Consider the following 1,250-nt stretch of genomic DNA (forward strand, 5'->3'; position numbering starts at 1 on the left):
GATGGTTTTTCTATATTTTGATTTTGAAAAACATAGTTAAGTTCTTTAGTAAAATCATCAGCAAAGGTGTAGGCTATATTATGCGCATTGTCGGTATAATTGCACTTTTTATCTTCCTGTTTTTGCTGGGTTATCATTACCATGATTTTGTCATGGACTCTATTCATAAAGCACAAGCTGCTTATCAAGAACTTGTTCATGGATCAGGAGGAGAGTAATGGCAGCAACAGAAAAAGAAGATTTTATCATTCTTGATGAGTTTATCTTTGTTGATGAATTAAAGCTCTATGATAAGGAAAAACTCAGGATAGGTTTATCTTTGATGAAAAAATGGAGAGAGAAGCATTCTCCCCGAATTGAAGATATCTATTATCGTAGCCTAGAAAATGGCTGCCTAATAGACGTAGATATGATAAAGTGGCTATTGGTATATAGTGGATTATCAGTAGAAGCGATTGCCAGTAAAGTTGAAAAAATTGGCAAGTCCACTCTTTATAAATTAAAAAGAGGGATTGTAGAGCCATTTACCACTGTTGGACAAGCTGCATTAGATGTCTATTCTTTAAGAGTAGATAGAGCAATAGAATTGACCAGCCTAGCTTTTGAAGTTGAAAAGGTGGGAGCCAAGGAGTTTCTGGAAAATGAAGTTGAAAAAGAAAAACTATACGATCCAGAAGACCAAGTAAGAAGATACACAAATGCTTTTTTCCGTCATCATATTACTGAAGAAGACATTCCTACATTTGTCAGTGAAATTGAATCAGAAATTGAAAAAAGGAAGAAATAGGAGAGAGCTGGAAAGGAACGAAAATGTCAAAGAATAAGAAACGAGCAAAAGAGCGCCTGCACTCCGTTCGGCAGGCAAAAAAACAAAATACAACTGCTGTATTACAAGAAGAAAAATTACAATTCAAAGGTCATAAAGCTCTGGCAGTAGCAGTAGGAATTTTTCTCAGTTATACTATTTCTACAATAGGTTTGAAGTTTGTTATGGACTTACGAACTGTTTGGGGAACCTGGGGGATTTTATCTTTCATCATCTTAGCAGGTGGAATAGCAGCCTATATTTTTGCCTTGTTCCATCTTAGCCGATTCTTTATTAAGAAATTAGAACCTATCAGCTACAATTTCTTTAAAAAGCGCCGTCTAAGAAAAATGAAAAAGCAAGAAGCGAAGCAGAAGAAGAAAAGACAAAAAATGCTTAAAAAATTAGGACTTGCTAAGTCTTCAAAATGATTTAGATCAGAATT

The 1,250-nt window shown here is 34.7% G+C and carries 3 protein-coding genes; all 3 read left to right on the forward strand.

The window, feature by feature from the left end; all coding sequences use genetic code 11:
- Positions 1–218 (forward strand): hypothetical protein (locus K4I03_RS12340; RefSeq protein ID WP_227965634.1); only part of this gene is annotated, 218 nt, incomplete at its 5' end.
- Complete coding sequence (locus tag K4I03_RS12345; RefSeq protein ID WP_227965636.1) at positions 218–787, forward strand: hypothetical protein; 570 nt, start codon at positions 218–220, stop codon at positions 785–787. The genes K4I03_RS12340 and K4I03_RS12345, both read left to right, overlap by 1 nt.
- A gap of 23 nt (positions 788–810) precedes the next feature.
- Positions 811–1,236, forward strand: a complete 426-nt coding sequence (locus K4I03_RS12350) for a hypothetical protein (protein WP_227965639.1) — start codon at positions 811–813, stop codon at positions 1,234–1,236.
- The last annotated feature ends 14 nt before the right edge of the window (positions 1,237–1,250 follow it).

The sequence above is a fragment of the Streptococcus sanguinis genome (assembly GCF_020729725.1).
Taxonomy (GTDB): Bacteria; Bacillota; Bacilli; order Lactobacillales; family Streptococcaceae; genus Streptococcus; species Streptococcus sanguinis_V.